This is a genomic window from Flagellimonas lutimaris (assembly GCF_051494225.1).
GTDB classification, from domain to species: Bacteria; Bacteroidota; Bacteroidia; order Flavobacteriales; family Flavobacteriaceae; genus Flagellimonas; species Flagellimonas lutimaris_A.
The window spans coordinates 240,349-266,465 of record NZ_JBNPYE010000002.1; the positions used below are offsets into that span (position 1 = coordinate 240,349).

17 protein-coding genes are annotated in these 26,117 nt (G+C 41.1%); 10 read left to right on the plus strand and 7 right to left on the minus strand.

Annotated features, from left to right (window positions below; translation table 11 throughout):
* Positions 1–13: 13 nt before the first annotated feature.
* The 9 genes from ACQQ5U_RS06275 to ACQQ5U_RS06315 are packed head-to-tail and all read left to right on the plus strand — an operon-like array spanning position 14 to position 19,268.
* Positions 14–2,431, plus strand: coding sequence for an FtsX-like permease family protein (locus tag ACQQ5U_RS06275; RefSeq protein WP_437396125.1), 2,418 nt, complete (start codon positions 14–16; stop codon positions 2,429–2,431).
* 21 nt (positions 2,432–2,452) lie between these two features.
* Positions 2,453–4,852, plus strand: a complete 2,400-nt coding sequence (locus tag ACQQ5U_RS06280) for an ABC transporter permease (protein WP_437396126.1) — start codon at positions 2,453–2,455, stop codon at positions 4,850–4,852.
* 25 nt (positions 4,853–4,877) lie between these two features.
* Positions 4,878–7,310, plus strand: a complete 2,433-nt coding sequence (locus tag ACQQ5U_RS06285) for an ABC transporter permease (protein ID WP_437396127.1) — start codon at positions 4,878–4,880, stop codon at positions 7,308–7,310.
* A gap of 19 nt (positions 7,311–7,329) precedes the next feature.
* Positions 7,330–9,780: an ABC transporter permease gene (locus ACQQ5U_RS06290; RefSeq protein ID WP_437396128.1), complete on the plus strand. Its 2,451-nt coding sequence runs from the start codon at positions 7,330–7,332 to the stop codon at positions 9,778–9,780.
* A gap of 10 nt (positions 9,781–9,790) precedes the next feature.
* A complete protein-coding gene (locus ACQQ5U_RS06295; RefSeq protein ID WP_437396129.1) occupies positions 9,791–12,193 on the plus strand; it encodes an ABC transporter permease in 2,403 nt (800 codons plus the stop codon).
* Between the two features lie 26 nt (positions 12,194–12,219).
* A complete protein-coding gene (locus ACQQ5U_RS06300) occupies positions 12,220–14,634 on the plus strand; it encodes an ABC transporter permease (protein ID WP_437396130.1) in 2,415 nt (804 codons plus the stop codon).
* 11 nt (positions 14,635–14,645) lie between these two features.
* Positions 14,646–17,096 (plus strand): ABC transporter permease, encoded by a 2,451-nt coding sequence (locus ACQQ5U_RS06305; protein ID WP_437396131.1) that lies wholly within the window; start codon positions 14,646–14,648, stop codon positions 17,094–17,096.
* A gap of 11 nt (positions 17,097–17,107) precedes the next feature.
* Positions 17,108–18,604: a serine hydrolase gene (locus tag ACQQ5U_RS06310; protein ID WP_437396132.1), complete on the plus strand. Its 1,497-nt coding sequence runs from the start codon at positions 17,108–17,110 to the stop codon at positions 18,602–18,604.
* A gap of 1 nt (position 18,605) precedes the next feature.
* Entirely contained in the window at positions 18,606–19,268 is a 663-nt protein-coding gene (locus ACQQ5U_RS06315; protein ID WP_437396133.1) for an ABC transporter ATP-binding protein, read from the plus strand.
* Here ACQQ5U_RS06315 and ACQQ5U_RS06320 read toward each other — a convergent pair.
* The 7 genes from ACQQ5U_RS06320 to pdxA all read right to left on the minus strand — a co-directional run bounded on the left by ACQQ5U_RS06320 (position 19,265) and on the right by pdxA (position 25,462).
* Positions 19,265–20,383, minus strand: coding sequence for an NAD(P)/FAD-dependent oxidoreductase (locus tag ACQQ5U_RS06320; RefSeq protein WP_437396134.1), 1,119 nt, complete (start codon positions 20,381–20,383; stop codon positions 19,265–19,267). The two genes, ACQQ5U_RS06315 and ACQQ5U_RS06320, sit on opposite strands and share 4 nt — an antisense overlap.
* A 33-nt stretch (positions 20,384–20,416) precedes the next feature.
* Positions 20,417–21,775 (minus strand): acetyl-CoA carboxylase biotin carboxylase subunit, encoded by a 1,359-nt coding sequence (gene accC, locus ACQQ5U_RS06325; RefSeq protein ID WP_437396135.1) that lies wholly within the window; start codon positions 21,773–21,775, stop codon positions 20,417–20,419.
* Between the two features lie 87 nt (positions 21,776–21,862).
* Positions 21,863–22,360 carry an acetyl-CoA carboxylase biotin carboxyl carrier protein gene (gene accB / locus ACQQ5U_RS06330; protein WP_437396136.1) on the minus strand — a complete coding sequence of 166 codons (498 nt, stop codon included), beginning with the start codon at positions 22,358–22,360 and terminating at the stop codon, positions 21,863–21,865.
* A 26-nt stretch (positions 22,361–22,386) separates the two neighbouring features.
* A complete protein-coding gene (locus tag ACQQ5U_RS06335; protein ID WP_437396137.1) occupies positions 22,387–23,382 on the minus strand; it encodes a beta-ketoacyl-ACP synthase III in 996 nt (331 codons plus the stop codon).
* A gap of 175 nt (positions 23,383–23,557) precedes the next feature.
* Entirely contained in the window at positions 23,558–23,758 is a 201-nt protein-coding gene (gene rpmF, locus ACQQ5U_RS06340) for a 50S ribosomal protein L32 (protein ID WP_119607137.1), read from the minus strand.
* Positions 23,759–23,765: 7 nt separating this feature from the next.
* Complete coding sequence (locus ACQQ5U_RS06345) at positions 23,766–24,299, minus strand: YceD family protein (RefSeq protein WP_437396138.1); 534 nt, start codon at positions 24,297–24,299, stop codon at positions 23,766–23,768.
* Between the two features lie 110 nt (positions 24,300–24,409).
* Positions 24,410–25,462, minus strand: coding sequence for a 4-hydroxythreonine-4-phosphate dehydrogenase PdxA (gene pdxA, locus ACQQ5U_RS06350; protein WP_437396139.1), 1,053 nt, complete (start codon positions 25,460–25,462; stop codon positions 24,410–24,412).
* A gap of 58 nt (positions 25,463–25,520) precedes the next feature.
* Here pdxA and ACQQ5U_RS06355 point away from each other — a divergent pair, with 58 nt between their 5' ends.
* Positions 25,521–26,111, plus strand: coding sequence for a riboflavin synthase (locus ACQQ5U_RS06355; protein WP_437396140.1), 591 nt, complete (start codon positions 25,521–25,523; stop codon positions 26,109–26,111).
* Positions 26,112–26,117 lie beyond the last annotated feature (6 nt).

Consider the following 26,117-nt stretch of genomic DNA (forward strand, 5'->3'; position numbering starts at 1 on the left):
AAAAGAAAAAGACATGTTCAAAAACCACCTAAATATCGCCTGGAGAACTATCAAAAAAGACAAGCTCTTCACTTTTATAAAAATTGGAGGTTTTGCCGTGGGTATCGCCGCCTGTCTTTTAATTACGCTTTTTATTCGCAATGAGGTCAGTTACGACCAGCACTATACCAAAAAGAATCAAATTTATCGGGTGGTGATGCAGGGAGTACTCCAAGGCGAGGTATTGAAAAGTACTCATTTTCAGTTGCCTTTTGCCGATGCAGTCCAATCGGATTTTCCAGAAATAATTAAAGCGGGAAAAGTAAACAACATTGAGATTTTTGGTGCAGGCAAGCATGGAATTCGGGTGAATGGTAAACAGGAAAACACCTTTGAGGAGAACTTTGTTCTGGCCGACCAAGAAGCATTCGATATTTTGGAAATCAATCTGAAACAAGGTAATCCAGAAACCGCTTTAACAGAGCCCAAAAGCATCGTTCTTTCCAAATCTAAGGCGGATAAGTATTTTCCCAATGGCAATGCACTGGAACAGACCATATTTTTGGACAATGATGCTTCAACTCCTTATACCGTAACAGGTGTAATGGAAGATTTACCCGCGAACTCCCATCTTTATTTTGATTTTCTTCTTCCGGTAGAAGATACCAACATGAGTTGGACAAACCAGAATTATTTCACCTACGTATTGGTCAATCCCAACACCAACATTCAGGAATTGGAGCAAAAAATGTCTTCAATTGTCGAAAATTATATTATTCCGGCCCAAATAAAGCGAGGTCGCTCAGCTGATTTTATAGATGTGTTAAGAACGATTGAATATAAACTGCAACCAGTAACGGACATCTACCTAAGGTCCGATATTAAAATGCAGGACGGTCTAAAGCACGGTGATATCAAGTTTATATGGTTGTTTGCTGCAATCGCTGCCTTTGTATTGCTCTTGGCCATGATCAATTTTATTAACCTTTCCACGGCCAAGTCGGCCAATAGGGCCAAAGAGGTAGGGCTTAGAAAAACTATTGGTGCTTTTAGGAATAATCTTGTGAACCAGTTTCTTACGGAATCGGTGGTTTTCAGTATCATTTCTTTTGTATTGGGGATTGCACTGGCATGGGCACTGCTACCTATGTTTAATGAGATTGCTTCGAAAAACATGGAATTGCCATGGTCCACATGGTGGTTTCTTCCAGCCTTATTGATAGCCGCTCTATTGATCGGGGTTTTGGCAGGTTTGTACCCGGCCTTCTATTTATCTGCATTTAGGCCAGTGAACGTTTTAAAAGGTACGCTGAGTGTTGGAAGTAAAAGTGGAAGATTAAGGAGTGGTTTAGTGGTTTTTCAGTTTACCACTTCGGTAATATTGATTATTGGAACATTGATTATTTACCGTCAAATGGACTTTATAATCAGTAAGGAGTTAGGATATGATAAAGAGCGGGTTGTGGTTCTCGAGGGAACCAATATTCTTGGGAACAAAATTGAATCTTTTAAAGAGCAACTATCTTCATTATCACAAGTAAAAAATGTAACATCTACCAATTACCTACCTGTTGATGGGGGAAGTAGAAACGGGAACACCTTTATGGTGGAAGGCCAGGATGATGGAGGTAGAGGTATTCCCGCCCAAATTTGGAGAGTGGATTACGACTACATTAAAACTTTGGGCATTCAACTGACAAAAGGGAGGGATTTCTCCAGGGAATTTGCCTATGATTCGATTAATTCCATTGTCATCAATACTAAAATGGCCTCTGATTTAGGTTTAAAAGACCCAATTGGCAAAAAAGTGGACAATGGTGGTCAAACTTTTGAGATAATTGGAGTTATAGAAAGCTTCCATTTTAAATCCCTGAAGGAGGATATCTCCGCACTATCCTTGGTGATAGGAAAAGATGTTGGTGCCGTTTCCATAAAACTGGAAAAAGGGAATCCATCAGAAGCTTTATCATCCATAGAAAAGGTGTGGAACAGGAATATACCGAACCAAGCACTCAATTATACTTTTTTGGAACAAGAATTTGCACAAATGCATGATGACGTCCAACGAATGGGTAAAATATTCAACAGCTTCGCCCTATTCGCCTTACTTGTAGCTTGTTTGGGATTATTTGCCCTCTCTGCCTTTATGGTGGAACAACGACGAAAGGAAATAAGTATCCGACGTGTTTTGGGAGCCCCGTTCAAGAATATTTACCAGCTGCTTACACTCGATTTTTTAAAGCTGATCGTTATTTCCATTTGCATTGCAATTCCAATTGGGTGGTACTTTATGAATCGATGGTTGGAGGGGTTTGCTTATCACATAACCATTGGTTGGGAAATATTTGCAACCGCAGCACTTATAGCACTTGGCATAGCAATACTTACAATTAGTTATCAATCGATAGGAGCGGCATTTTTGCAGCCTACTAAAGGATTACGTACAGAATAAATCAATCAAAAACCATCAATCATGTTTAAGAATTATCTAAAAATTGCCTGGAGGAATTTGACCAAACACAAGGCCTATACCATTATCAATGTGGGAGGTCTTGCTTTGGGAATGGCCGTGACACTCATTATTGGTCTTTGGATCAAAGATGAATTGAGCCATAACAATTACTTCACGTATAAAGAGCAGATTGCCCAAATCTACCAATCACAGACCATGAATGGACAAACGGGTACCGGGCCTGCCATCCCACGTCCTTTGGAAAAAGCTTTTAAGGAGGGCTATATGGATAATTTTAAGCATGTAGTGATGTCGTCCTGGACCACCCCACAGTATCTTAAATACAAAGAAACCAGTATTTCACGGGAGGGAAACTTTATGCAAAAAGAAGCTCCTGAAATGCTGGACCTCAATATTTTAAAAGGAGAAAAAGATGGAATCAGAGAAGTCAATTCCATCATGATTTCGGAATCAACGGCCAATGCCTTGTTTGGCGATGAGGAACCCATCGGAAAAGTCCTCGAAGTGAACAGCCAATATGATATGATGGTTACCGCTGTATACGAGGACCTTCCATTCAATACCTCCTTTAGCGATACCGATTATTTAATGCCATGGGATAAGTACATAACAATTTTTGAATGGGTCAAAAAATCTGAAGACTATTGGGGCAACAACTCTTTTCAGATGTTTGTCCAGATTGCGGATAACACTTCTATGGAGGTGGTCACTGACAAAATCAAGAACGTAAAAAAAGACATTAGCGAAGATACCGCGGAATTCAATCCTCAATTGTTTTTGCTCCCCATGGAAGATTGGCACCTACGCTCCAATTTTGAAAATGGCAAACAAGTTGGCGGCCGAATCAAGTATGTTTGGCTGTTTGGCATCATCGGTGCTTTTGTGCTACTGTTGGCCTGCATCAATTTTATGAACCTGAGTACCGCCAGATCTGAAAAAAGAGCAAAAGAAGTTGGCATCAGAAAATCAATTGGATCACAACGCAGGCAATTGATCAACCAGTTTATGGGCGAATCCTTTTTAGTTGTATTTCTTGCTTTTATAATTGCTGTCTTAATCGTGGTAATTTCCTTAAATGGCTTTAATAACCTTGCCAGAAAAGAAATGGAATTTCCATGGACATCTACTGCTTTTTGGGGTGCTTCGTTGGTGTTTATTCTTTTCACGGCCGTACTGGCAGGTAGCTATCCTGCACTTTATTTGTCTTCGTTCAAACCAGTTGATGTACTAAAGGGCACCTTTAAAACAGGAAAACATTCAGGATTGCCACGAAAAATTTTGGTAGTGGTACAGTTTACGGTATCTGTAGCTTTCATTATAGGCACTGTAATTGTGATGCAACAGATCAACTATGCAAAAAGCCGCCCGATAGGGTATGACAAGGAAGGTTTGGTTCAAATCCCAACTATGAGCCAAGACTTTGATGGGAAGTTTGAATTGATGCGGAATGAGTTCATCAATTCAGGAGCGGTTACAGAAATGTCAACCTCTAGTGCACCTACTACACGAATCTGGTCCAATAGGAGCGGGTTTGATTGGGAAGGTAAACCTGAGGGTTTCCAGGAAGATTTGGCTTGGACCGAAGTTTCGCCTGAATATGCAAAAAGCCTAAACTTAAAAATTGTGGCCGGCCGGGATTTCTCCAGAGAATTCCCTTCTGATTCCAATGCCATACTAATAAACGAAACTGCCGTCAAATATATGGGCCTAAATAATCCGGTAGGGAAATTTATAAAAGATTCCGATACCGAGGATCCTTTTGAACCCATGAAAATTATAGGCGTAGTACAGGACATGATTGCCCAATCCCCATATGAACCGGTAAAGCAGGGGTGGTATGTTTTTGACAAAAATGGCAACGGTTCATATTACAATATTCGCTTGAACCCTAACCAAAGCACGAGCCAAAACTTGGCCATTGTAGAGCGTGTTTTTAAAGAGCATTTCCCAAATATTCCTTTTCAATATGATTTTGTTGATGAAGAATATGGTAAAAAATTCGCATCGGAAGTACGTATTGGCACGCTGTCGGGCATCTTTACGGCATTGGCCATTTTAATTAGTTGTTTGGGTCTATTTGGGTTGACCTCTTTTGTTGCGGAGCAACGCACCAAGGAAATCGGGGTACGAAAAGTACTGGGCGCTTCAATTTTCAACGTTTGGAACATGTTGTCCAAAGACTTTTTAAAACTGGTAATTATCTCCTGTTTTATAGCAGTTCCCATAGCCTATTATGTAATGAACGGTTGGCTACAAGAGTATCCATATCGTGTGATCTTGAAATGGTGGATTTTTGCTCTTGCCATGATCGGAGCTTTTGCGGTTACCATTATAACGGTAAGCTTTCAGGCCATTAAAGCAGCAAAATCCAATCCAGCACGAAGCCTAAGAACAGAATAACAGGTATCATCAAAAAACGAAAATCATGTTTAAGAACAACATTAAAATAGCATGGAGGAGCCTTAAAAAGCAGCCATTCTTCACATTTCTCAACATATTTGGATTAGCTATTGGAATGGCTGGTGGGCTTTTGCTAGGGCTTTACATTTATGATGAATTAAGTCACGATACCATGTTCACCGATGCAGACCGGATATATCGCATTAATGCAGATATGAAGTTCGGAGGCAAGGCGGAGCAAATGGCCGAGGTCTCTGCACCTATGGCCGGTGCAATGATGAATGATTATCCCGAGGTGGAACTCACCACACGTTTCAGGGGTGTCGGAAGTGTTTTTATCAAAGAAGAAGGCACGCGTAGCAATGTACGCGAGCCAGGGGTCACCTACGCCGACTCCACCTTCTTTAAAATGCTGGGGATAAAACTCCTTTATGGTGATGAAAATACTGCTTTGACAGAGCCCAATACTTTGGTCATGACCAAAACTGCTGCGGTAAAACACTTTCCAATAGACCAAGCCGTCGGAAAGACCGTTTTGCTGAACGATAGAGAGGTATATACAGTCTCTGGTATTGTGGATGATATGCCCGAGAATTCCTTTTTAAGAGACAGGGACTTGTTCTTGGCCATGTCGGGATATGAAGATTCACGGATGGCAGAATGGGGAAGCCATAATTATTATACTCTCATAAAATTGATTCCCGGAGCTTCAGTGGCAGATTTGGAGGTCGAAATGCAGTCCATGGTAGGGAAATACCTTATTCCTTATGCCCAAAGGTTTTTTCCTGGAATTACCGAACAACAGTTTTTGGATTCTGGAAATTATATGAAATACTCCACCATCGCCCTTACGGATATACACCTATATTCTGGAAGAGGACCAGAATTTAGTCCGGTAAGTGATATTAAAAATGTCTACATCCTAGGAGCCATAGCACTGATTCTTCTCATATTGGCCAGTGTCAACTTTATGAATCTCACTACTGCACATTCCCTAAAACGATCCAAAGAAGTGGGTATCCGAAAAACATTGGGATCTCAAAGAAGTAGTTTGATCGGGCAGTTTTTAACCGAATCCGGATTGATTGCGATGGGATCCCTTGTGTTTGCGGTAATCATTGCCGCCGTTACAATGCCATTGTATAATGATCTCAGTGGTAAGGAACTGTCCATTCCATTTGCAAATCCCTTGTTCTGGGTGGTTTTGTTGATCGCTTCCTTGGCCTTGGGCATTCTGTCCGGTAGTTATCCGGCCTTTTTTATGTCCCGTTTTGTTGCGGCCAAAGTACTTAAAGGTCAGGGAGACAATTCCATTGGTGGGGGACGTGTCAGGAACATTCTGGTAGTGCTCCAGTTTTCCATTTCCGTATTCCTTATCATGGGCACATTGACGGTTTTCCAACAATTGCATTACATTCAAGGAAAAGATCTTGGCTATGCAAAAGATCAAGTTTTGGTGATTCAAGGGGTTAATTCATTGGAAGGAAACAAAAAGGCTTTCAAAAATGAAGTGGGGCAATTAAGTCAGGTAAATACGGCCACATTAAGCAGCTATTTGCCCACACCATCTTCTCGAAGCGATAGTTCATTTATGCGAAAGGAAGATCGAAGCCAGGAAAAAGCCATCAATATGCAACAATGGCGCGTGGATGAAAATTATATTTCCACTATTGGGCTATCGTTGATCTCAGGTAGAAATTTTGATGTTACTCGATACGCCAGCGATTCCACGGCAATTATCCTTAATGAAAAAGCGGTGGCTATTTTGGGGGAAACCCCCGAAACTGTATTGGGCCAACAATTTCTGGATAATTTTGACGAAGAATCACTGATTACAGTAATCGGGGTTGTAAAGGATTTTAATTTTGAATCCCTACGGGATGAGGTTGAGGCACTTGCCCTATTTTATGGAACTGATAGGGCCAGTAATTTGATTATTAAACTGGCCCAAGGTGACGTTACCCGAACCATTGGGGACATTGAGAATATCTGGATGGATATTGCCCCCACTCAACCATTCGAATATTATTTTATGGACGACTCCTTCAATACTAGTTATGAAGCGGAGCAACGTTTGGGGCAAATTTTCATGATTTTCACCGTTTTGTCCATAATAATTGCCTGTTTAGGACTTCTTGGGCTTGCCGCTTTCAATGCGCAAAAACGGGTAAAGGAAATAGGTGTGCGAAAAGTGCTAGGTGCAGGAGTTGGCCAAATTGTGTATCGTCTCTCCATGGATTTCCTAAAACTCGTTGGGCTCTCGGTAATCATTGCACTTCCTTTGGGATGGTTTGCCATGGATAGGTGGCTACAAGACTTCTCTTACCGAATAAACATTCCATGGTGGATATTTGCATTGTCAGCATTAATGGCTGTGGGCGTAGCCCTGTTGACAGTAAGTTATCAAAGTATTAAAGCGGCCATTGTGAACCCTGTAAAAAGTTTAAGGAGCGAATAAACAATTTAAAACACCAACCATGTTTTTAAACAACTTAAAAATAGCCTGGCGCAGTATATTAAAGAATAAACTGTTTTCACTTATTAATGTATTGGGCCTGTCCATTGGGATTTGTGCTGCTATGGTGATTGGTGCCATTGTTTATTACGATTTTTCATTTGACACTTTTCACAAGGATAAGGAGAAGATTTACAGGATAACCACAGAGTTTAAGTCCATGGGCAATACATTTTCTAATAGAGGTGTTGCCCTTCCCTTAATGCGTACTTTTCAAGAAGGAGTTCCAGGTGTTCAAATTGCAGCACCTTTCAGAAACACAAGTTTTTCAAAAGTGGAAAACAAAAGGCAAGATCTTAGTTTTAAAAATGTTGAAAATGCCATTATAGCAGACGATGCCTATTTTGAACTTTTTGATTACGATTGGTTGGCCGGAGACAGGGAATCTGCCCTTTCCGAAGTAGCACAGGTGGTTCTCTCCGAAAAGAAGGCGGAAAGGTACTTTCCACATACCGAAATAGGTAATATTATTGGAAGAACCCTGATTTACAACGATTCCATTCCTGTAAAAGTAACAGGTGTTGTGGCCGACTTTAAACAAAACAGCGATCTAAGGTTTACCGAATTTATGTCCATGGCCTCGGCCAAAATGTTTGGTATATCGGATTTAAAAACGAGTGACGCTTGGAACAGTACCAATTCTGGAGATCAATTATTTTTTAAAATAAAGGACCAAGCTAGCGTTGCAGTAATCCAGTCCCGTTTGGATGCTTTAGAAGAAGAACACAAAAACAAGGCTCCTTGGGCCGAAAATCAAAAACGCTTATTCGTGATGCAACCGTTTACCGATATTCATTTTGGTGGGGAATATTCCGAATATCCGTTTAACAATTCCGACCATGTGGCCAGCATAAAAGTTTTAAAAAGCTTGACTTTTGTGGCCTTGTTCCTATTGTTATTGGGTTGTGCGAATTTTGTCAATCTAAATTCTGCCCAGGCACTTACGCGAGCTAAAGAAATAGGAATTCGAAAAACCCTGGGGAGTTCCAAAAAGCACGTTATACGTCAGTTTTTGGTAGAAACCTTGATTTTAACCTCTGTTGCGGCTGTTTTGTCTCTTGTATTGGCTCCATTGCTATTGCGCCAATTTGCGGATTTTTTACCGGACGATATTTCACTTACCGTTCTCTACACCTTAAAAGGCGTATTGGGCATTTTCGCACTTATTATTTTGGTAAGCGTGCTGTCCGGTTTTTACCCAGCGTTTGTCCTTTCCGGGTTCCGACCGGTATCCGTGCTTAAAGGTCAATTTTCCAAAGGCGACCGGGGGGTGCGATTGCGTAAAACATTGACCGTTTTTCAATTTGTGGTGGCACAGGTTTTTGTAATTGGGACGCTTTTGGTGGCAAAACAACTCAATTATGTAATGAACAAGGACATGGGGATTAAAACCACGGCAATAGCTTATGTTTCTGCTCCATGGAACGATAATTCTAAGATTAAAAAAGAAAGGCTCTTCAACCAAATAAAAGAAATAAAGGAGCTGTCCAATGTCAGTTTTGGTGATGGTCCTCCTGCATCCAACAATTATACATCGACAGTACTGACTTATTACAAGGATAATGTTGAGATGCACCAACAAACCCAATTGTTGTGGGGAGATGTAAACTATCTGGATACTTATAATATTCCAATTATTTCTGGGCGGGAACGACTTAATGACAGCATAGAAGAGTATGTCGTAAATGAAGCTTTTGCCAAGGAAATTGGATTTGAAAACCCTGAGGATGTGGTTGGCCAATTCATTAAAATGGATACGATGAACATTCAAATTGTAGGCTTGATGCGGGATTTTAATCAGCAATCATTAAAATCAACCATTGGCCCAATGGCGATTACAGGTGATTGGGGCCGTGGCAATTATTCAAGCTTTAGAAGCATCCATTTTGATTTAGGTGAAAATTCTGAGCAGTGGACCAACTCCATTAAACAAATAGAGAAAACTTGGGCTTCGATTTATCCCGATGAAGAAATAAACCTTCAATTTATGGATGAGGTCGTTGAAAGCTTCTATCGTACTGAAAGAAGCACTGTACAGCTCCTAAAGTGGGCCACAGGCCTGGCCATTTTGATAAGCTGCATGGGGCTCATGGGATTAGTGGTCTATACTACAGAACGTAGAATAAAGGAAATTGGAGTCCGCAAAGTCTTGGGAGCAAATCTGGCCCAATTGAATCTATTGCTTTGCAAGGAGTTTTTGATTTTGGTAGGTGTAGCTTTTGTGATTTCTGTTCCCATTTCGTGGTACCTTATTCAAGAATGGATTCAGGAATTTGCCTACAAAACAAACTTGAGCTGGTGGGTCTTTATGGCCAGTGGCCTGGGAATGGTACTGGTGGCCTTGGCCGTAATTGGTACAAGAACCTATAGAACGGCAAATATTAATCCTGTTGAAAGTTTGCGAAACGAATAAACTTTAAGTTATGATGAACTTTTTAAAACTGGCATTTCGCAGATTGTTCCGAAAAGGCGAACATGCCCTTACTAGAATCATATCATTAACAGCAGGTTTGGCTTTCGGAATACTGCTACTTTCCGAAGTGCTCTACTACTTTAGTTACGATAGTTTTTATCCAGATTCCGATCGTATCCATGTAGTTCACGAAAATTTTAAAATGGATAAGTCTTCCGATCAATTGGAAAGCTATCCAAGAGTCAGCGGGGCCATTGCGCCGGGTTTAAAGGCAGAAGTACCTGGCATTGAGGCAGCCACCCGCCTCAATGCCTTGGGAGATCATATGATCTATACAAATGACTTCAACAGCTATAGTGCCACCATTTCATTGGCAGACGAACATCTGTTTGATGTGCTTCCTGTTCCTATGGTTAGTGGCAATCCCCGGGAAATTTTAAAAAGCCCCATGACCTGTATGGTCTCTCAGGAAATTGCGGATAATATAGGGGGCAATGTTATTGGAAAGGTTGTTGAAATAAAGAATTATCCGGGCAAAAAGCTCACCATAGGCGGTGTATTCGAAACCTTGCCAGAGAACACCAACTATACATATGATGTTTTGATTTCCATGGTGTCCACCGAACAGTTTACTTGGGATGGTACGGAAAACTGGATGGGCAATGACCGGTATTATGCCTGTGTAAAGTTGAGTCCGGGCGTTAGTCCTGCAGACTTGGCTCCAGGTGTTCGGGCCATGCAGGTAAAACATCAAGATATTGAAAAGCTGGAAGAAGAACATCAAGGAGTCGTGTTACAATATTCATTTATGCCCATTACAGAAATGCATATGGACAATGTAAAGGATATGATCATTATTCTGGTCACCATTGCCCTTTCGGTATTGTTCGTTTCCTTGATGAACTACATTCTCTTGACCATGGGAACACTGATTACAAGAGCAAAGAGCTCTGCCATTCACAAAACCTGTGGGGCGGAGAGCAAGAACTTACAACAGATGATCTTTTCCGAGACTGTGGTCATTTTCTCTGTTTCAATATTGGGCGCATTGCTTTTGATCTGGGCATTGAAGCCCGTGGCAGAGGCACAATGGGGACATAATCTAACCTCTGTGCTGAACCCATACGTTATTATCCCTTTGACCTTGTTAATGGTTCTTTTAGTGCTTATTACCAGTTATTTCCCCGGACGTTTTTTTTCGCGTATCCCTGTGGCAACAGCTTTTCGCGATTATCAACAGAAAAAAGGCAAATGGAAACTGTTCCTGCTATCCTTTCAATTTATAGGAGCAACATTTATACTCACCGTTTTGGTGATTGTGACCCTTCAATATAATAGCATGAAAAATGCCGATCACGGTTATCTTACTGAAGGGGTCTATTACGGCTCTACCGAAGGTATGGCCGGGAACAAAGTTGATATGGTCCTGAACGAGCTAAGGGCCATGCCCGAAATAGAGACTGTCGGTTTAGGGTATGACGTCCCTATAAATGGCGCAGCGGGAAATAATATTCTTTCGCCCGACGGTAAACAGGAGTTGTTCAATATAGCTGATTTTTATGAGGCTGATGGCAATTATTTATCCATATTGGGCATTAAAGTATCTGAAGGCGAGAACTTTATAAGTGGTCAAACAGCGGCCAACGATGTCATTATTAGTAAAAAAGGCGCGGAATTGCTTAAACTGAACAATGGTTGGACAGATGGTGTCGTGGGAAAACAGGTTACCGTCACTGAACATGGAAATACAACAATACAGGGCGTTTACCCAGATTTTGTAGTACGATCAATTTCAAACCCAGATGTTCGTCCATCCGTATTTTTTTATCAGCCAGAAGAAAAGTTTGAACAACTCAAAATAGAAGACCCTTCCACGTCATTCAATATCATGGTAAAGGTTCATGAAGGTGCCCAAGATGGAATTATCGATAAAATCACCGATATTTTTAACTTAGGTTTCCCTCGCGAAGATGCGGAGATAAAAAGTCTCGAAGCAGAACAATTGAATGCCTACAAAGGTCAAAAAGGATTCCGCAATGCCATGCTGATAGGAAACATCATTATTCTTTTGGTTACCATAATCGGGTTGCTCGGTTATACCTTCAACGAATCTGCCCGACGAAGAAAAGAACTGGCCATTAGAAGAATAAGCGGAGCGACGCTTTCAGATATATTAAAATCGTTTATTTCCGATTTGGAATTTGTCGCCGTTCCTGCTGTGTTGCTGGGGTTGATAGGCGCTTGGCTTACGGTGGACAAATGGATGCAAAACTTTGCTTTTAAAGTGCCGCTGCATTGGGGGATATTTGCCGTATGTAGCCTCTCCATCTTATTGCTGGTGGCATTGATCGCTGCTATAAACTATACACGGACCGCCAATCAAAACCCTGTAGATTCATTGCGTCAGGAATAAGTATAACCCATCATAAAACAAGAACAATGCTAAAGAACTATTTAAAAATCGCTTGGCGAAACCTGATCAAGAACAAAATTTTCAGTATTGCCAATATTGTAGGACTTACCTGTGCTTTTGCAGTAGCTATCTTATTGTCCATGACAGCATTGTTCGAACTCTCTTTTGATCAATTCCATGAAAATAAAGATTCCGCATATCAAATTTACCTGTCCAATCAAACCCCAAGGGGAACAGAGATCAGTGTATCGAACCCTGTCCCGCTGGCCCCTGCATTAAAAGAAGAGGTTGCGGGCATTAAACATGTTGCGCGATCGGTTAGCGAAGATGTTTTGGTGACCTACAATTCCAAGGAATTGAGTTTGGATGCTGAATTCGCAGATCCAGAATTTTTTAAAATATTCACCTATCCCACACTTTTGGGCAATTCAAGAAATCCTTTACCTGAAAAAAATGCTGTGGGAATTACCAAAAAAACTGCTCGAAAAATTTTCGGGAATACCGATAACGTAATCGGAAAGACCCTTATACTAAAAATAGGTAGAGAAGAAAAACCGTTTACCGTTGCCTCAATCCTTCAGGATGTTCCAGCCAATAGCAGTATCGATTTTGAAATTGTGATTCCGTTTGAAAACCATCCCGAATACCTATCCAGCAAAGATCGATGGGATTCCCAGTTCCACCCTGTTTATGTACAACTTGCAAAAGGAGTTTCCGCAGAACAATTTGAAAAAAGCACTTTGGCATTTACCGAATTACATTATAGGGGCGGTATTGAAAGTGATATCCGCGATGGGGCCGTGCCAGATGCCAATGGTAAATACAAACAATTTCATTTGACTCCGATCACCGACAGACACTTTGTGTCGTACACCTCAGGGATTGCCAAGGTAATCCGTATTTTTCCTTACATGATTTTGGGAATCGCATTGGTGATCATTTTCATCGTAAGCGCCAATTTTATCAATATGAGCATAGCTCTCAGTGAAAAACGCTTAAAGGAAATCGGGATGCGAAAAACCCTGGGAGCTATAAAAAAACAACTGTTTTTCCAGTTTTGGTTGGAAAGCCTTTTTGTATTCGCATTCTCCATTATTTTGGGAGTCGTGACAAGCAATATGCTCTTGAACCCATTCAAGACCTTGTTCAATACAAAAGCTTCTTTTACTGATGTTACCCAACCCTCTGTTATTCTTCTATTTGCATTGGCTGTCTTTGCCATTACACTCATTGCAGGAGGTTATCCCGCATTGTTGATGAGCAAATTGAGCACACTCCGAGCCTTGAAAGGAAAGTTGGATTTGGGCAAAAACCGATTGCGAAACGGTTTGATCGTACTCCAGTTTACAATTGCCATCATTTTGATCAGTGGCACCTTGGTCCTGCACGGTCAAATTGAGTTCATGCGCAACAAGGATTTGGGGTTTAATAAGGAACAGGTGATCTCCATTCCATTAAACGGGAAAAAGAACAGCTATAGTGTAGTGAACCTTTTAAGGGAAGAGCTAAAAGGCAATCCGGATGTGTTGAGCGTAACGGGGGCCGACAATAATTTGGGCCTGGGACGGGACGGAAGCCTTTCCAACAGCATGATGGGTTTTGATTATAAAGGACGAGGTGTTGTCACTAGTGCCATTACCGTTGATTATGATTATACCAAGACTTTGGACTTGGAAGTTTTAAAGGGACGCACATTCGACAGGGATTTTGCTGTTGACAGTTTAAGTTTGGTGATCAATGAAACCATGGCCAAACAACTCGGAGAAGAAGATCCGCTCTCAATCACTATCCCCATGGACGACAATGTAACCTATTCCGTTGTTGGGGTGATCAAAGATTTTAATTTTCAGGAAATTAGCAAGGAAATAAAGCCCTTGACCTTGTTTATGGACAAAAATTGGGATCTCTACTATGCCTACGTGAAAATTGCCCCAAAAAATGTGGCCAAATCCTTTGATGCTATAAAGGATGCATGGCAGAAAATAGAACCCCAGGCAGAATTTTTGGGGTCATTTTTGGATGAGAACATGGACCGAACCTTTAAACGTGAAAAAACCATGGCCACCATTGTGACCAGCGGAAGTTTGTTGGGGATTCTGTTGAGCTGTATCGGTCTTTTTGCCATTTCCATGTTAGTGGTGGCCCAGCGTACCAAGGAGATCGGAGTACGAAAAGTGGTTGGTGCAAGTGTATCTTCTGTGGCACTTTTGCTGACCAAGGATTTTTTAAAGTTGGTGGGTCTTGCATTTATCATTGCAACACCGATAGCTTGGTATTTTTTAAATGAATGGTTACAGAACTATGCTTCGCATGTTTCCCTTAGCCCCTTGTTTTTTATGGCTGCAGGCTTAACGGCTTGTTTGATTGCTTTTGTTACGGTGGGCACACGTACTGTTAAGGCCGCGGCGGCCAACCCCGTAAAAAGTTTGAGAACAGAATAAACCCAACTATCATGTTCAAAAAATACCTGATAACAACCCTCCGACATTTGCAACGAAAACAATTGTTCACAGCATTGAACATTTTTGGACTGGCGATTGGGATCAGTGTATGCTGGAGTATCTATAGGATTGTTTCATATGAATACAGTTATGATCAAAATCTTGCCCAAAAGAAAAATATCTATCGCGTTGTTTCAGGTTTCATTTTTGATGAAAAAGAAGATTATAATGGGGGGGCCTCCAAGCCATTATACCAAGGTATCCGGGAACAAATGGACGGCTTGGAGCACGTAGTTCCCGTATTCGAAAAATCCTACCAGAATGTTGAGGTCAAGAACCCTTCAGGCAGTATATTGAATTTTGGGGAACAGCGAGATATTGCTGCAATTGATTCGGCCTACTTTCAAATGCTTAACTACCATTGGTTGGCAGGGACCGAATCCACTTTTTTTGACAACCCCAATAGTGTGGTATTAACAGAAAGCAGAGCAAAACAATACTTCCCTGGAAAGGCTCCAAATGAGATTTTGGACAGGACCATTCTCTATTACGGGTATCGGGACACCATTCCCAAAACAGTGGCTGGTATTGTGGCTGATTTTGAACAGCCCTCTGAGTTCACGACAAAGGAATTTTTTCCTCTGGAACACATTGCATATAATTTGAACACATGGACCAATACCAATGATTCAGATAGGCTTTATCTTCAGTTGGATGTAGCTTCCAATCCTGAAATCATCGCCAAGCAGGTCGATGCCATCATCCAACAAAAAACCAAAGAGTGGAGGGTCGAATCTGAAAGCACATTTGAATTTAATCGCTGGATGGAATTGTTGCCCTTGAGCGAATCACATTTTGCCACGCATCTTGGTGAGAGAAAGATCAGGAAAGCCAGCAAACCCATCCTTTATGGGTTAATGGGTATTGCCCTCTTTTTGCTGCTCTTGGCATGTATCAACTATATAAACATGAGCGTTGCCGGTATTCCCCAACGAGCCAAGGAAATTGGGGTGCGAAAGACCTTGGGGGGGAACAAGTCCCAGTTGATAAGCCAATTTTTGCTGGAAACCTTGGTGACCACCCTTCTGGCCACAATCTTGTCCATTGTCTTAATCAAATTGCTTTTTGGATTGTTGAGAGATATTATTCCGGCAGAAATTTCACCCTTTTCAGATATCTTGGAGTTTGTCCTTTTTATATCCGCCATAAGCATTTTGATTGCATTTTTGGCCGGTTTGTACCCCGGTTGGTTAATCACCCGGGTCAACGCCATCAATGTATTCAGGAACACTTCCCTACGCGCTAAAAACAGCAACGGTTTCAACCTGCAAAAAGCACTTATTGTCTTTCAGTTTGTGATTGCTTTGGTGTTTATTACCTCCTCCTTGATTATAGGGAAACAACTGCATTACTCCCTTACTTCGGATATGGGTTTTGATAAGGACGCCGTCGTTTTGGTGCCCATTCACTTTAAATATTTTTTGGACGATAATTATAAGGGTAAGCAATTTGCCTTATCTGAAGAGTTCAAGGCAATATCGGGCATCCAGAATGTTTCCTTGGGTGTTGCACCATTGGAAGGTGGGTATTCCTCAACCCAATACGAATATGTTGAAGATGGAAAACCTGCCATCAATCGTCAAGTGTTCAGAAAGTGGGTAGATACTTCATACATTCATTTATACGACCTGAAGGTATTGGCAGGGAGAAATCTCCATCCATCCGAAAAGTCCCAAGAGTGTGTAATCAATGAAACTGCTGTCAAGGCATTTGGTTTTGACTCTCCAGAAGACGCTTTGGGCAAGTATATTGGCCAAAAAGATGAAAAATTTCCTATTGTGGGGGTTGTCAATGATTTTCACATGCTGGATTTCTATTCCACGATTGACCCCATGGCATTTCACATGGAAAAGGGGAATCTGGACAATTTCAACATTAAATTGACGGGCAATAGTGCCGAATGGTCTACCACTTTGAAGAAAATTGAACAAAAATGGTATCAATTTTATCCTCCAGATAGTTTTTCCTATACCTTTTATGACGAATCCATAGCACAGTTGTACCAACAGGAGCAACAGTTGTCCACCTTGGTGAACTTGGCCACTATGATTGCCATATTCATAAGTTGTTTGGGATTGTTTGGACTGGCGGTCCTCACGGCATTTCAACGAACCAAGGAGATAGGTATCCGAAAAGTGATGGGAGCCTCCGTAAAGGGTATTGTTGGATTGCTTTCCAAAGAGTACGTCTTTTTAGTAACTCTTGCACTGGTGATTGCATCGCCTATTGCTTGGGTTTTTATGGACAAATGGCTTCAAAAATTTGCATATCGAATCGAAATCGAATGGTGGATGTTTGCAATTGCCGGCATAGTGGCTGTAGCCATTGCTTTGCTAACTGTATGTGGCCAAGCAATTAAGACGGCAAAGACCAACCCCGTAAAAAGTTTGAGAACTGAATAAGATACTTTAAAATGAAAACCCTTTTGTTGAAAGCTTTGAGCTTGACACTCTTTTTTAATTATACCATCCTTGCGCAAAAAAGTCTGGATGACAATACGCTTGAATTTAAAATTGACAATTATTTGGGCAAAAGCGTTGCCAATGGTTATTCGGGTAGCGTTCTTGTTGCCAAAAATGGCGAAATCATTTTATCCAAAGGATATGGTTGGGCCGATAGATCTCAAAAAATTGGGAACACGGAAGCAACCGTATTCAATATTGGGTCTGTTACTAAACAATTTACGGCCGCTGCTATTTTGAAGCTTATGGAAGATCAACAACTGGCTGTTTCGGATAACATTGAAAAGTATTTTCCACAAGTACCTGCCGATAAAAGGGACATTACGATACATCAATTGCTTACCCATACTTCTGGTGTATCACCAAGAACAGGAGGCTTCAGATATGATGAAGCGAGCAAAGAAGTTTTTTTAAAGGACTTTTTTGAAGCAGAATTAATGTATGCGCCGGGAACAAAACATACATATGCCAATGCCAACTATATTTTGTTGTCAGCAATAATTGAACAAGTCTCCCAACAAGATTATGAAACATTTTTAAGGGAAAACTTTTGGACTCCTTTGCAAATGAACCATACAGGTTATAAGGAGATACATTTTAACAGCGAGCAGCTTGCGCATGGATACTATTTCCATTATACAGATGGTGAGTGGAGAGATTGGGGAATAACACAGGAATATCTACCCTATAACAATGAGCATTGGTACAGTATCGGAAAAGGAGACATATATTCTACCGTCGAAGATTTGTACAAATGGCACCTTGCTTTGGAAAACAATAAAGTGCTGTCTGCCGAGACAAAAAAGTTAATGGAAAAGGCCCATGTCCCAGAGAATGAAACTAGAACATCATTTTATGGGTATGGTTGGGCCATATTCAATTCACGGAACAACACAAAAATTGTTGCACATAACGGTAGTAATGGAATTTACTTTGCGGATTTTCTCAGGTTTGTAGAAGATGATTTAGTGGTAATTGCTTTGTCTAACATCATTTTAAACCACCAATCAGAAAATGTAGCATGGGATATTGCCTCAATGGCGATGGATGAAGAATACAGTTCCAAAATAATTCCAAAAAACAAGTATGAGCTGGTTTTTGATTTTATTAGGTCGAACTCTCCTGATAAAGTGAGTCTATTACCTCAATTTATTGAAAGCAAAACTGAAACACCAATAAATGATAAGGCGCTCTTGAACCGAATCGGCTTTAAACAAGTATCAGAGAACAAGAATGTTGAATGGGGCGTTGCACTGTTAAAACTGAACACGGATCTTTTCCCAGAAGATGGAAATCTTTGGGATTCTTTAGGTGAAGGATATTATTTGCTTAAAGACCGGCCCAACGCTATTAAAAGTTTTAAAAAGGCGATAGAGCTTAAACCTGAGACCAATTGCTATTGGTGCGAAAATTCTAGAAAAAAATTAGACGAAATAAAAAACAAATAAGATGCTATTACAACTCAACAACATATTTAAATGGGTACATTCAGGAGGTCAACGCTTCTTTTTGCTGAAAGACATCAATCTTGAAGTAGAAGAAGGAGAATTTATCTCTGTAATGGGACCATCGGGCTCGGGAAAATCGACTTTGCTCAACGTTATCGGGATGCTGGATACCTTTGATGAGGGAGAATATAATTTTTTAGATGAATCTGTTCATTCCCTAAAAGAAAAACACCGATCTAATCTGTACAAACAATACATTGGCTTTGTATTTCAGTCCTATCATTTGTTGGATGACCTCACCGTAAAGGAAAACTTGGAAATGCCCTTGATCTATAAAAAAATCAAAGGTTCCGAGCGTAAGGCCATGGTAGCCGATATGCTGGACCGCTTTAATATTGTGGGAAAAAAGGATCTTTTTCCCGCCCAATTAAGTGGGGGACAGCAACAATTGGTCGGGGTGGCCAGAGCATTGATATCAAATCCTAAACTGATATTGGCGGATGAGCCCACCGGCAACCTAAATTCCAAGCAGGGAGAGGAAATCATGGAACTGTTTAAACAATTGAATGATGAAGGGGTAACCATAATTCAGGTGACGCACTCCGAGAAAAATGCTGAATACGGTTCCAGGACTATCAATTTATTGGACGGAAGAATGGTTTAATCGGCCAAATCAGCCAATTCCTTACCAACTAGGCTGCCCAGGGCAACGCCCATGCCTCCTAGCCGAACACCGCAAAATATGGAATTGGAAACCTGTTTTACGACAGGCGATTTTTGTTTGCCCACGCCCATAATGCCACTCCATCTTCGCTCAATTTTGACAGGATGATTTGGTAAAATCACATTTCGTAGTAAGGCTTCCAGTTTGTCTTGAATGATTTTAGTCTCTCCGAATTCTGTGGTTTCCTCTGTTTCAAAATCGAGGTTTCTACCACCTCCAAACAAGATTCTGTTATCAATGTTCCGGAAATAATAATAGCCTTCATCAAAATGAAAGGTGCCTTTTATTTCCAAGTTTTTGACGGGTTCCGTAACCAAAACCTGTGCTCGTGCGGGTTTCACAGTTTCTGATTTCAACAGTTTGGGCGCAAAACCATTAGTGGCCACAAATACTTTTTTGGACGAAAATTCGAAGTTGGTTGTTTTGATTTTGGCTCCCAAATTCGATTCAGCGATATCCTCCACCATAACTCCATTTAATATAGGAATTCCCATGGACAAACATTTTTGAATCAATGAACGCATCATTTTTCCAGTATCCAATTGCCCTTCCAGCCGGTGTGTGATATATTTTTCTTGAATATTGGCAAAACCGAACAGATTACTGTTGGTTACAAAAGGTTTTTGACCAAAAATGGGTTCCATCAAACCGTTGAGGAAAGGAATGGATTCCAAACAGTTTTCGTAGAACTGAGGTTTTTCTAACGGGAAAAGTTCGTGACTGCCGTGCAATTGAAAACCGATGGCTTCATCGCCCAACAGACTTCGCAGTCGTTGAATGCCATCCCAACGTTTTTGAACCAATTGCACCACATCTTCCTCTGTATGATGCTTCAGGTCCGACAAAATTTCGGAAACGCTTCCAAAACAGGCGAAACCTGCATTTTTGGTGCTTGCTCCTTGGGGTAAACTGCCTTTTTCAAGGATTAAAATATTGCTGTGAGGATATTTTTCCTTTAGGCTGATGGCACAGTTAATGCCTACGATACCGCTGCCGATAACGGTAAAATCCACATTTGAAAACCAGCTTTTATGCTCCCAATAACTTAGTTCCATAAATGAAAAACCCCGATTTTATCGGGGCTTTATTTAATGATGATCTTTATACTTTGGATCCATTTCAAAATCCTCCATGAATTTGGTGGTATAATTACCGGCCAAATAATCTGGATGGTCCATCAATTGACGATGGAAAGGAATGGTTGTTTTAACTCCCTCGATTACAAATTCGTCCAAGGCCCTTCTCATTTTGTTGATGGCCTCTTCTCGTGTTTGGGCGGTGGTTATCAACTTGGCGATCATGGAATCATAATTCGGAGGAATCATGTAACCACTGTACACATGCGTGTCCAAACGAACCCCGTGTCCACCTGGCGTATGCAGCGTGGTAATTTTTCCAGGCGAAGGCCTAAAGTCGTTATAAGGGTCTTCCGCATTAATTCTACACTCAATGGAGTGTAATTTTGGGAAGTAGTTTTTTCCAGAAATTGGAACCCCACCGGCGACCAAAATTTGCTCACGAATCAAATCGTAGTCCACTACTTGTTCTGTAATCGGGTGCTCTACCTGGATACGGGTGTTCATCTCCATAAAGTAGAAGTTTCGGTGTTTGTCCACCAAAAATTCAATGGTACCCGCTCCTTCGTATTTGATATATTCAGCTGCTTTTACCGCCGCTTTCCCCATGTCTTCGCGGAGTTTGTCCGTCATAAATGGAGAAGGTGTTTCTTCGGTAAGCTTCTGGTGCCTACGTTGCACGGAGCAGTCCCTTTCGGATAAGTGGCAGGCCTTTCCATACTGGTCACCTACAATTTGGATTTCGATATGGCGAGGTTCTTCAATCAACTTTTCCATGTACATACCACCATTGCCAAAGGCGGCGGTAGCTTCGTTTACGGCACTGTTGAAGTTTTTCTCCATTTGATCTTCGGACCAAATAGCACGCATTCCTTTTCCACCACCACCGGCAGTTGCCTTGATCATTACCGGATAGCCCATTTTTTTTGCCTCTTTTCTGGCATGGTCAACATCTTTCAACAATCCTTCGGAACCTGGCACGGTAGGAACACCAGCTTTCTTCATGGTTTCTTTGGCGGTTGCCTTATCTCCCATTTTATCGATTTGATCACCAGAGGCACCAATAAATTTGATGTCGTGCTCTGCACAAATCTTAGAGAATTTGGCATTCTCGGAAAGGAATCCGTATCCTGGGTGAATGGCATCGGCGTTGGTGATTTCCGCTGCGGCTATGATATTAGGAATCTTTAAATAGGATTCACTACTGGGTGCTGGACCTATACAAACGGCCTCATCAGCAAACCGAACATGAAGGCTTTCCTCATCGGCCTTGGAGTAAACGGCCACGGTTTTAATGCCCATTTCCTTGCAGGTTCTTATAATCCGCAAGGCTATTTCTCCCCTATTTGCAATCAATATTTTTTTAAACATAGAACACAATCTTAATTTCTGAATTCTAAATTTTAAATGGTTTTAAGCAACAGGAATTGCGGCTTAAAATTTATCACTTAAAATTCACTACGATGGGTCTACTAAGAATAACGGTTGGTCAAACTCAACAGGCGAGGAATCATCAACCAATATCTTAACTATTTTTCCTGAAACTTCTGATTCAATATCGTTGAAAAGTTTCATTGCCTCAATCACACAAAGAACATCGCCTTGGTTGATGGTTGTACCAACCTCAACAAAAGGTGGTTTGTCCGGAGATGGTTTTCTGTAGAATGTTCCTATGATGGGGGATTTGATGGTTATATATTTCGAATCATCATCAGCCTTTTTGGAGTCAGATGGTGATGCGGCGGCTTCTTGGGTTGCTGCTGGTACCGGTGCTGGTGCAGCAGTTGTTGGCGCTTGAGCTACAGGTATTTGCTGAACAATTGTAGTTTCTGGCGCGTTGGAGTCATTGCTTCCCGTTCGAATGGTGATCTTAATGTCCTCCATTTCCAACTTCACCTCGCTGGCACCCGATTTGGCTACAAACTTGATTAAACTTTGAATTTCCTTAATGTCCATGGAATATAATTTAGTTAGTTGTGTGATTAAGAATTATAGGCCCATTTTAAATATATGGAACCCCATGTAAAACCTCCTCCAAAGGCGGCAAATATGATATTATCTCCTTTCCTTAATTGCTTTTCGTAATCATAAAGCAACAAGGGTAATGTCGCAGAGGTAGTGTTTCCGTATCGGTCTATATTGATCATAACCTTTTCGGGTTCGACACCCATTCTATTGGCCGTGGCATCGATTATTCGTTTGTTGGCTTGATGCGGCGCCAACCATTGTACTTCGTCCTTTGTTAGGTTGTTCCGCTCCATAATCAATGCGGATACATCTGCCATATTAGAGACTGCAAACTTAAAAACGGATTTACCATCTTGAAAGACGTAATGTTGTTTGTTCTTTACAGTTTCTTCGGATGCTGGCAAAATTGAACCTCCGGCATCAATTTTTAAAAATTGTCGGCCAATTCCATCTGAACGTAAATACTCATCCTGTAATCCTAACCCTTCTTCATTTGGCTCAAAAAGAACCGCTCCGGCACCATCGCCAAAAATAATGCAAGTGGTTCTGTCGGTATAGTCTATAATGGACGACATTTTATCGGCTCCAATGACCAATACTTTTTTGTATCTACCTGATTCAATATAACTGGCCGCAGTGGACATTCCATATAAAAAACTGGAACACGCTGCTTGTAAGTCATAAGCAAAAGCGTTTACCGCACCAATTTCCGAAGCTACATAGGCAGCTGTTGATGCGACTGGCATATCTGGGGTGGCAGTAGCAACAAGGACAAAATCTATTTCGGAAGCTTCAATGCCCCTTTTTTGAAGCAAGTCTTCCGCAGCTTTGATTGCCATAAAAGATGTTCCCGCGTTCTCTTCTTTTAAGATTCTTCGCTCTTTGATTCCTGTTCTGGTAGTAATCCATTCATCGTTGGTATCCACCATGGTTTCCAATACTTTATTGGATAGAACAAAATCTGGCACGTACCCTCCTACAGCTGTTATTGCTGCTGTTGTTTTCTTCATTTTTAGCCTCTCTTTATTGTCAAAAACATTCAAATTTGACCCAAAAGCGGTGAAAATTAGTCATTTTATATGACTTTATGGTCAAAATTAACCGATTTTGGGTGTTAACATGGGCCCATAAAAAAACTCCCGTTAAAAATTGAACGGGAGTTGCTTTATTTTAAGGGATTTGCGGTTATGCCGCAGCTTCCTCTTCTGTTTTGTCAATCAAAACCTGACCTCTGTAATACAATTTACCTTCGTGCCAGTGTGCTCTGTGGAACAAGTGCATTTCACCTGTAGTTGAGTCCTTGGCGATTGTTGGCGCAACTGCTTTGTAGTGGGTCCTTCTTTTGTCCCTTCTGGTTTTTGATGTTTTTCTTTTAGGATGTGCCATTATAAACCTATTTATCCGTTAGTAACTTTTTTAAATCGTCCCATCTGGGATCTGTTTTTTCTAATGATTTCGTATTCTCTTTTGGCTGTAACTCTTCAAGTTTGTCCAAAATTTCTGATTGTAACGTGCCATCCTCAACTCCAGGGTGAACCCTTTTTTGTGGAACGGCCAGCACTAACATTTCATAAATGTATTGTGCAATATTGAATTGGTGCTCTCCATGTGGAATGATCAAGATTTCATCATCTTCATCATTATACTCTTCGCCAAACTTGACGACTAGTTTTAAATTGGAATCGATAGGCTGGTCAAAAGGCTCACCTGTCAAATCACAATCCACATTTACTGTACCTTTCGCTTCAATCTGAAGTTCCATCATTGTGCTCATTTTTTCCAAAACAGCGTCAATTCGAACGGAAGCTCCGTTAAATTCTTGGTAGTCAAAAGATTCAAAGAACGCATCATCAATCTCGTACACAAATTTATGTTTTCCCAACTTCAGACCTGAAAAAGGGATAAAAAACTCTTTCAGCTTCATCATTTCTACACTTAAGGTTTGTGTACCAGCCTTTAAAGGCGGGTGCAAAGATACTACTAATTTACAAAACTGCAATTCTTGCCACAACAAATATCCAAAAAGCGGTTAACTTTTTAGCCCCCTCGCTTAATTTTCTGCTTCTGAAGGGGATTTTTGGTCAGTTCCAAATACTCGGTTCTGTTTCTGAATATTTGCATTGCAGTAAATACGGCTTCTTTAAAAGAACTTTCGTCCGCCTTGCCTTTTCCAGCAATTTCATAGGCGGTTCCATGGTCTGGGGATGTCCGTACCTTGTTTAATCCTGCCGTATAGTTCACCCCTTTTCCAAAGGAAAGGGTCTTAAAAGGTATCAATCCCTGATCGTGATAGGCCGCTAAAATGGCATCAAAGTTCTCATGGCTGTTGGAGCCGAAGAAACTATCTGCAGAATACGGTCCGTACACCAAGGTGCCTTTTGTAAACAATTCACTAATGGTCGGTTTCATAATTTTATCGTCCTCTTCACCAATAGTTCCATTGTCACCACTGTGTGGATTAATGCCAAGCATAGCAATTTTGGGTCTGCGAATACCAAAATCCATTTTTAGGGACTTCTCCATTATGGCCACCTTGTTCCGAATTAAGGCGGGAGTAATGGCTTTGGCCACATCCTTTACTGCAATATGGTCGGTGAGCAAACCAACACGCAACGAATTCGTGACCATAAACATAAGGCTTTCGCCCTCAAGTTCTTGGGCAAGAAAGTCTGTATGTCCTGGAAATTTAAAATCTTCCGACTGTATGTTGTTTTTGTTGATGGGCGCCGTGACCAGCACATCTATCTTATCTTCTTTTAGTGCAGCAACAGCAGCTTTTAAGGAGCGAATAGCAAAATCACCTCCCTCTTTGGTGGCTTGGCCGTATTCTATTTTAGGAACTTCTCTCCAAACATTGACAATATTTACCTTGCCTTCCAAAGCTTGTTCGGCATCCCTAACACCATTAAACTTAATGTCGATTCCCAAATCTTTGATTTGTTGGGAGATGGTTTTATTGGATGCAAATATAATTGGGGTACAAAACTCCAACATTCGTGGGTCTTCAAATGTTTTGAGTGCTACCTCGCACCCAATGCCGTTAATGTCCCCTATGGAAATCCCTAACTTTATTTTTTGCTTTTCCTTCATAAAATCAATGCCGTTATGGCTACTTTTGCATTACAAAACTAGTCAATTAATAAGACACATGTTCACAGGGATCATAGAGACTTTAGGTAAAGTCGAAAAGCTGGAAAAAGATGGTGGAAATCTGCACATTACCATCGCTTCGGATATTACTTCGGAATTGAAAATAGATCAGAGTGTGGCCCACAATGGGGTATGCCTTACTGTGGTTTCTTTAAATGGTGATAGTTATACCGTGACAGCTATTGAAGAGACCCTAAACAAAACCAATTTGGATAATTTAGAGTTGGGGGGTGAGGTAAACTTGGAGCGCGCCATGGTACTCGGTGCCCGTTTGGACGGACACATTGTCCAAGGGCATGTGGACCAGACCGCGGTTTGTAAATCCGTTGAGGAGAAAGACGGCAGCTGGATCTATAGTTTTGAATATGACCCCAAACTAAATAATGTGACCATTGAAAAAGGGTCCATCACCGTAGATGGGGTGAGTTTAACCGTGGTAGATTCTCAAAAGACCAGTTTTAGCGTAGCGATTATTCCCTACACTCACGAACATACCCGTTTCCATACCTACAAAGCAGGTACAAAGGTGAATTTGGAGTTTGATGTGATTGGGAAATATGTTTCCCGCTTATTGGAGTTGAGAGGGTAAGGACCC